Below are 8060 nucleotides of genomic sequence, written 5' to 3' on the forward strand. Positions count from 1 at the left end.
TAAAACAATTATACCATATCTATTAATAATTACAATCAATTAAATACAATAGATAAAGTTTGTTTTTTGCAATTGCGGCAGAAGTAGCAGCCCCTACATCTGTAAATAGCTTGATTGCAGAATTGTCAAAAAAGACAGTAAGCCTACCCGTTGATCTGAAAAGAACGTAAAAGAAAGCCACTGGCCCGACCGCTAGTGGCCTTCGGTCGTAATATGAACCTGTTTTTGATAATTTTATCATAGCATATATTCTGTTAATTGTAATCAGGAAAATACTTGTTTGTAAACTTACAAATAAGTGCAATTTTCAAGTCTACTCTTTTAAATAGCTATAGCAAAACAAGTTAATAAATTACCCCTTAACATCTGCTTAGATTTTTAGGCTAAATTATGTGTTCTTTGGTTATTGCTGCTCCCCTTCTTACTCTCTTAAACACTTAACTAGTTACATTCACTTATTTTCAATTATTTAATTATATAGAAAGATTGTTCTTTCTATATAATTAATATAAAAAAACTCTAAAAGATTTTTTTGGAGGGTCAATCTTATTTAGATAAATTCAACTTTTAATTCTTTTCCCATAGCATGAGCAATTGCTGATAGCTTCTCAAAAGATACGTTATCCCCACGTTCAATTCGAGCGATAGTTGCTTGAGTGGTCTCTGCACGTTCAGCTAGCTCAACTTGTGTTAGTCCCGCCTCTTCTCTTGCTTTATATAGTGCTATAGCAGTTTGCAGTTTCTCCCCTTCACTCTGATAAGCTTCTGCAAAGGCGGTATCTTTTTTCATATCTTTAATTAAATCATCTATCTTCATTTTCAAACCATTCCTTTCTTAATTCCTTTGCATGATCTATTTCTTTTTTGGGCGTTTTTTCTGACTTTTTTGTAAAGCCATGTGTGATTACATATCGCCCATTTTCAACATGAAAATATAACCCTCTTTGAATATTTGAACCAACTTTACTTCTCAATTCATATAAATTGGTATCTATTTTTTTAACCCATTTTAAACGTTGTGCGACTAACAGGCCATTTACTTCTGTTTCTTTGATAGTTCTTAATAATTTTGCACGATCTTTAATAGGCAAAGCGGTAACCCACTCTAAAAATTCATCATGTCCATTTGGTCGTTTATAAGTTTCGAATTCTATCTTATCCATGCACTTATTATATCATATATTTTATTTATTTCAATTTTTGTGTATAAATTAATTGACAAGCAGCTCTCAAATTGGTATAGTCCAATTGTAGGGTTACTTCTCTCCCCTACTATTTGAAAGGATGAATATAATGAAAAATACGGAAATATATATAAAAATAGATGAAATATTGCTTCATATGCCAGCTTATATAAAAGATTTTGTTCAGGAACGTGAGGATAAAGATCAATCTCCTCGTACAACGCTAGAATACTTGAAAAATTATAAACTCTTTTATAATTGGTTATTGGGCGAAGCTATTGTTGCTGATACTTCCATCGCATCAATAAAGCAATTAACAGCCTATGATTTAAATCTATATAAGTCCCGCTTGAAGCGTCGCGCAAAAGAAAATGTCAAAAAAGAATCCACTAAATCTCAACTTGAAGACAATAATAACTTGGGCTTATCGATCCCTACTATTAACCGAAACATCACGGCACTAAAAGTTTTGTTTAAGTACCTTTCTACGAGCTCGAATAATCCTTTAGGAAAGCCATATTTAGAAAAAAATCCTATGGACCAAGTATCTACTATTGCAGATAAAACAACTTTAGCTGCACGTGCAAATGCTATAGAGAAAAAATTATTTTTAGAAGATGATACGCAAAACTATTTGGATTATATCGCAGTGGATTATAAGAACACTTTGAGTAAAAGAGCGTTAGTTTATTATCAAAGAGATATTGAAAGAGATCTTGCCATAAATGCTCTTATTTTAGGGTCTGGATTGAGATTATCAGAAGTTGTAAATATTAATTTGGAAGATCTATCTTTAGAGAAGAACAATGTCGTAGTGACTAGAAAAGGAAATAAAAGAGATGCTGTGAATATAGCAGCTTTTGCTATGGAATACATAGCAAATTATTTAGCCATTCGAAAAGAACGGTATAAAGCTTCAGACGATGAAAAAGCCTTTTTCCTAACAATCTATCAAGGAGAAGCAAAACGAATCTCAGGGATTGCTATAGAAAGAATGGTAGCAAAATATTCGAAAGGCTTCAGGGTCCAAGTCAGTCCCCACAAACTACGTCATACGTTGGCCACTAGACTCTATCAACAAACCAATTCTTTAGTACTTACGGCACAACAATTAGGACACTCTAGTACTAATACAACAACTTTATATACCCATATAGACAACGCAGCTACGATTGATGCTTTGAACGCTTTATAGATGTAGTAAACAAGTATAATAATGAAGCTTCCCTCTAAAATTAGACAAAAACCTAACTTTAGAGACAAGCTTCACTACCGTTTTTATATTACTAAACTACCAGTTGCCAATCAGAATAACTGATATAAAATCTCTTAAATAAAGCTTGAAAAATCAAGAAAAAAATTGTGATTGTTAAAATACTATGCAATTAATAAACCAGTCCACAATACTAACATAATAAAAGGAGAAGTATTCTTATTTCCCTCAACAATAAATGAAGACTTTTTTATTGTTAATAGTTTATTTTTCGATTATTGGATATGAGACTCGCATTCAGAAACCATAGAAAAAAATGTATATGTTTTAAATATTAAGATGAGCGTTATAACTTGTGACTGTAAGTTATTTGTTATTTAAAGTTAGGGACAGTGCCAATTGTTTTAATTTCAAAGGCTTTTTTTATATCTTCTAAATTAGAAGATATTTGTTTATCAATATGGACTATATTACCTTTTTTATATTTTCTTATATTATCTTTAGCTAAAACATTAAATACATATCCTTGAAAGTGTATCGAGTTAGCAGGATTTAATTTAAATTGAGGAACTTTCACCACAGCTGATTCAAAACATTTGTCACACTTTTTTATTTTTTTACCTTTGTAAAAATATTCGATTGAATAATCTATTTGACACGACTCATTTGGTAGGATATGTATGTCAATGTTTTTCATCTGTTTCATAGGTATTTCAAAATCCAAAGTATTAAAAACATATAATTCTCTGTAATTATTTACATCTAACTCTACTAAATTTGTCTTTGGAACAATAGAACCTCCGCCCATTCCTCCATAATAATCATTATCAACTACAATATTTTGTTCTATCTCTGGTATTCTATTATAAATGTTACTAAACGTTTTAAATACTTCCAAAAATTCAGTTATCTTCATTCATCTTACCTTCTAAGTTTTCATTATAGTTATTTAATTATACACGAAAAAACTAATATCTAAATTATCCTCCCAATTTAAATCCACGCAACGAAGCACCTATCTCATCTTCGGTAATTCCGATATATCTTTTTGTAATTGCTTGAGAACTGTGATTGAAAATGAACATTAAGGTAGCAATGTCTTTCGTTCTCTTATAATAATGATACCCGAAAGTTTTTCGTAAAGTGTGTGTCCCTATATCTGTTCTTTCTAGCTTCTTGGCTACATCAGCATAGATTTGATACACGCGATCTCTAGTGATATGCCCTCCCTGCTGCCTGCTTGGAAACAACCATTCATGATCTTCTTTTCCTTCAGTGTAAATTGAAATTTCTTCTCTTAAATTATCTATAAAAATTGGCTTTCTCTTCCCTGTTTTTTGTTCGACAATTACAGGCTTATCTATTCCACAAATGTCCCCTACCCTAAGTTTTATAATATCAGACATTCGCAAACCATTATTTATCCCAAATAGAAACAAAAAGCTATCACGTTCAGCGTAAGTTGTTCTTCGTAGCCAGAATTGAAAATCTTGAATCTCTTCCATCGTTCGCAGCGGTTGAACATTATAGTTCAAATTGTTCACCTTCTTAAAAATATTCTGAGTTCTTTATTTTAGTTATATATTAACATAATCATAAACTGATAGATACTAAGATTTAAAAGTCAATAAAATCAATGAGATGAGTTTATGATTTTATATCATTTCAGTAACTCAGAATATTCTGGAAATAACAAACAAAAAAAGTGTTTTTTGCTTAGGAGCATTCTGAGCGCGTTTCAGTTTTTTTGTTGAAGGATTACCCAAATAAGGCTTTAAAATGTACGCAGATAAATTGGGATTTTAGTCAGCATTCTAATGGTTAAATTAGCCATTTTTTATGGAGTAAATATATAAGTAAATTTTGTCATAATTACAAAATATAGGCTAGTTTCCTACTTATAGATCAGTTTATATAGTATCAATCAAGCTATTTTGATATTTAAGTAATCCAATAAAAAGGTAATAACATACTACCTTAATCTGTAATTGAGGTAGTATGTTATGTTGATTTAGAATCCAATTCGTCATAATATATTTGAAAAAATGGAGACTAAGGAATACTGCTATATTTTAAATATTATGGAAAATGAATAAACTACTACCCTAATTGTGAATTAAAGTAGTAGTTTATTAGTGTCCATAGTATAATTTTAATTATTGAGGCTGAAAATCAAACAGATTTTTTAGCTATCCCTATAAGTTTTTACCAGGTACATTAATAGCAATGTTGGTAGCATTAAATATTTAAAGAGGTAGAGGATATTAAGTTATATACCATATAAAAGATCATATGTAATGATACTTCTAAATATGTATAAAGTACTACCCTAATTTGTAATTAAGGTAGTACTTTATCAATGTTTATAGTTCATCCCCCAACTATCATGTAGGAATGTTTCAGTCTCTTGTTCTATTTCTTCTACTGTGCGAATGATAGTACCATCTGTGTCTATTTCAGGAATTGTAGGTTTCTTTTTTCTAAATAATTCAATATCACGCATAACATTATTAAAAAGATCTTGTTTATCTTCTTGAGTCAAATGCTGCTTGATATACTCATCAAGTGCTTTTCTTAATAACTCATCCCTAGTAAGATTTGTTTCATATTTTTCGACCATTACTCTAGAGGTGGCGTTCAGTAGTGGTGATAGCTTCAGGGGCATTTGGGCAGAAAAAGAACGATCAAATTTTCTTATGGGAGCCCCTACCCCTTTTGACTTCTTAGGAGGAACTGTTTTTTTTGTTGGCCTTTTTGGTGATTGAACAGAATCTGTAACATTAACTTTTTGAGCTTCAGTAGTTTCTTTACTAGTAACAATGGCACTTTCACCAGCAGTTATTGAATCAACGGAAATTTTTTTCGATTCTTTTCTTGCAGCATTTCCAGCTCGTATTTTATTTAAACCTTTATTTGGCTTAAAGATACCTAGATCTTTTATATCAGCCATTGGATCCCCCTCCTACTCGTACCAAGTTTCATGTTCAACAAGTTCATCATATATATTGATAAAAAGTTCATGAGAACGTCTATCCCACTGTTTTAGCTTACCAGCTTTAGTCAATTCCATAGTTATTCCTGATCCATCATAACGTTTTAATCTTGCATTTTTAAGTACTACATTTTTCAATAGATGATCGCCGTAAATTTTTTGAGCCTCTGCATACATTTCTTGATCTACGGCATCTCCACTCTCAAGCATAAAAGGAATGACTCCAGCAACCTTTAAAGTTGTATCAAATTCATCAACAAAGAAGTCCATGTATTCTAAGTATTGCATAGCATTTCGCATAGATTTTACTTGTGTTTGCAAAACAACAATCGCGAAATCAGCTATATACATTGCGGATTTACTATAAACAGAAATTGAAGGTGGTACGTCCAGATAAATCACGTCAAATTCTTCTAATAAAGGTGCCAATCTTTTTTCCATGTAAAGAAGTTTATCTGAAGAATCTGAAAACTGGTCTTTGATCCAATCATCGTAAAGTTCAAAACTCATATCAGCTGGTAATATATATAGATTATCTACTACTTTATATACAGCTTTTTCTGGATCAACACGAGTATCATTGACTACTACCTTATCCCAGTTGACTTTCCCATTTTTTTCCAATCCTAGTTCTAGAGGAGGCGTTCCAACAAGAACGTCAGTAATTGTATATTGATAATCTAACGGTTCACCATCTCCACCACCATCTTCAACTGGAAAATTCATATGGGTTAAACTCATAACATCTGAAGTATTCCCTTGCATATCTAAATCGATGATCAATGTTTTTTGTTTTTTTGCCACGGCAGATTCAAAACCTAACATTTGGGCGCAAGTACTTTTTCCAACGCCACCTTTAAAGTTACCAATTACAAATTTTTTGGACAATCTCTATCACTCCTTTATCTATTATATACTACCTTTTTTAATATGATAACATACTACTTCAATTAAATCTATAAAATATAATATATACTACCTTATTATTTTTAAATTATAAAATATATAAAGAAAGCTTATTTCAAGACATAAATACGTAATGATTTAATAAATAAAGGTCATAAATAATAGTAATTATTTTTATCTACTACTTCAAAAAAGTATAATATATACTACCTTTTTAACTTTTTTTGGAATTAAATAATCAGTTATACTTTAATGAATTAATAAAAAGCATATGTTTCCTAAAATGATAAATATATATCAAGTATGTTATAATCTTTTGTCGCCTATCCTACAGTTTTGCGACTGAATTGAGGTGTAACTTGTGCTTAAAAATATCATTTGTCCCCTTCTTGTAGGGTTGTTAGTAGTAACATACGATTATTGACTGAGTAATCGTAACAAGAAGTAAAGCAACAAAAGGCGACATCAGATCACAAAAAAGGCCCCTAGAGAATCCTACTTCTCTAGGGGCTTCGTGTAACTTGTGCTTGTATCATTAGTGAGTTTATTGTACCACATACTAATAAAGTTAGCTAATTTTATTAGCTAACACAAATTCTATTAAAAACGGAGCTTAATTAGATACACGTTTTATGTATCCTATATTTTTTTATTTTTGACCTCTTAAACATTAAAAGTATATTTCCGAGGACTCGTGCTGCAAAATGTATAGATAAAAATTGACATTCTATTGCTAAAGTGATAGTAGTATCAAAGTAATAAATGACTAGTGTAATTTTTCATAAATATCTATTATATACTACCTTAAGATCTTTAATTGAATACTACCTAATATTTACAAAAAATTCTTTGGTAGTAATTAATTTTGTTTCTTACTAAATAAAGGTAGTAATTAATGTTTATTAAAGGTAGTACATTATTGAACATTATTTTCATTATAGTAGTATATAATAGATTAAATTAGTAGTTCGTAATTATAATAAAGGTAGTACGTAATAGGAAATAAAGGTAGTATATTATACTATTATTAAAGGTAGTACTTAATTGTAAAAATAGGATTTTATTTATTAACTACAAAAAACAAGTAGCTACATTATATATGTAACCGCATTATTTAGAAAATATATGGGAAACATATGTAAAAAAATAAATACATACTAATTTAATGAATAGGAGAATTAAATTAGTATGTATTATGTATTTAAAGTAGTAGATAATTGCTATTTGAACATATTTTGGTAGTAGATATTTCATTATAAAGGTAGTACATAATTAATTTAATTTGTTAGAAAGGGTAGTACATTAATGTATATAAAGGTAGTAACTAATATATAAATAGAATTAATTAAGGTAGTAACTATTTTTTTTGAGAAGAAAAATACTTGTACATAATGTTATCTTCCTCTATTCTTAATATAAATATAAAAAGAAAATTGATATGTGGTTAAGAAGAATAACTTGCTATCGGTCAAGAAAAAGCTTTTTGACAAAAATATAAAAGAATATATTGAGCTATTTAGATGAAACAAATTTATTAGATAGTCAAAAAAAACAAAGGCACTCAAAAAACTATTTACAAAGCATTATAACAAGTGCTATCGTTATAAATAGGAACAATTATAAAAAACAAAAAAAGAGACGGAAATAATTGACTTTGGTCGGATCAATTATTTCTGAATCACATGAACAGTACTCATGTGTTCGTGCTCGTCTCAATAAATAATTAAGTGGTCTCGCAAACCACTTAGTTGTTTTCTAAATGTGC

Annotated in this window: 7 protein-coding genes; 1 reads left to right on the forward strand and 6 read right to left on the reverse strand. The window is 29.8% G+C overall.

The features are described 5' to 3' along the window. Nucleotides 1-550: 550 nt before the first annotated feature. Together AB5M32_RS13200 and AB5M32_RS13205 are read right to left on the reverse strand one after the other, a co-directional pair. Nucleotides 551-817, reverse strand: coding sequence for a helix-turn-helix domain-containing protein (locus AB5M32_RS13200; RefSeq protein ID WP_010738094.1), 267 nt, complete (start codon nucleotides 815-817; stop codon nucleotides 551-553). Continuing rightward, the gene (locus AB5M32_RS13205) at nucleotides 804-1163 is read right to left on the reverse strand and encodes a type II toxin-antitoxin system RelE/ParE family toxin (protein ID WP_010738093.1); all 360 of its coding nucleotides are present in this window, start codon (nucleotides 1161-1163) and stop codon (nucleotides 804-806) included. Before AB5M32_RS13205 ends, AB5M32_RS13200 begins: the two co-directional genes overlap by 14 nt. Nucleotides 1164-1293: 130 nt before the next feature. Between AB5M32_RS13205 and xerS the strand changes: the two genes are divergently transcribed. Beyond that, complete coding sequence (gene xerS / locus AB5M32_RS13210) at nucleotides 1294-2379, forward strand: tyrosine recombinase XerS (protein WP_010738092.1); 1086 nt, start codon at nucleotides 1294-1296, stop codon at nucleotides 2377-2379. Between the two features lie 391 nt (nucleotides 2380-2770). Here xerS and AB5M32_RS13215 read toward each other — a convergent pair whose 3' ends face one another. The 4 genes from AB5M32_RS13215 to AB5M32_RS13230 all read right to left on the reverse strand — a co-directional run bounded on the left by AB5M32_RS13215 (nucleotide 2771) and on the right by AB5M32_RS13230 (nucleotide 6277). Next, nucleotides 2771-3313 (reverse strand): hypothetical protein, encoded by a 543-nt coding sequence (locus tag AB5M32_RS13215; protein ID WP_368024509.1) that lies wholly within the window; start codon nucleotides 3311-3313, stop codon nucleotides 2771-2773. 64 nt (nucleotides 3314-3377) lie between these two features. Then, entirely contained in the window at nucleotides 3378-3932 is a 555-nt protein-coding gene (locus AB5M32_RS13220; RefSeq protein ID WP_010738090.1) for a tyrosine-type recombinase/integrase, read from the reverse strand. An 821-nt stretch (nucleotides 3933-4753) separates the two neighbouring features. Beyond that, complete coding sequence (locus AB5M32_RS13225) at nucleotides 4754-5347, reverse strand: hypothetical protein (RefSeq protein WP_010738089.1); 594 nt, start codon at nucleotides 5345-5347, stop codon at nucleotides 4754-4756. A gap of 12 nt (nucleotides 5348-5359) precedes the next feature. Further along, nucleotides 5360-6277, reverse strand: a complete 918-nt coding sequence (locus tag AB5M32_RS13230; protein WP_010738088.1) for a ParA family protein — start codon at nucleotides 6275-6277, stop codon at nucleotides 5360-5362. Nucleotides 6278-8060: the final 1783 nt, after the last annotated feature.

Origin of the sequence: Enterococcus sp. C57 (genome assembly GCF_040887305.1) — a bacterium.
In the GTDB taxonomy this organism is placed as follows: Bacteria; Bacillota; Bacilli; order Lactobacillales; family Enterococcaceae; genus Enterococcus_B; species Enterococcus_B hirae.

Bases quoted from the DNA above. Each gene is read 5' to 3' on its own strand.
- AB5M32_RS13200 (WP_010738094.1), bottom strand. From the start codon at position 817: ATGAAGATAGATGATTTAATTAAAGATATGAAAAAAGATACCGCCTTT.
- xerS (WP_010738092.1), top strand. From the start codon at position 1,294: ATGAAAAATACGGAAATATATATAAAAATAGATGAAATATTGCTTCAT.
- AB5M32_RS13225 (WP_010738089.1), bottom strand. From the start codon at position 5,347: ATGGCTGATATAAAAGATCTAGGTATCTTTAAGCCAAATAAAGGTTTA.
- AB5M32_RS13215 (WP_368024509.1), bottom strand. From the start codon at position 3,313: ATGAAGATAACTGAATTTTTGGAAGTATTTAAAACGTTTAGTAACATT.
- AB5M32_RS13205 (WP_010738093.1), bottom strand. From the start codon at position 1,163: ATGGATAAGATAGAATTCGAAACTTATAAACGACCAAATGGACATGAT.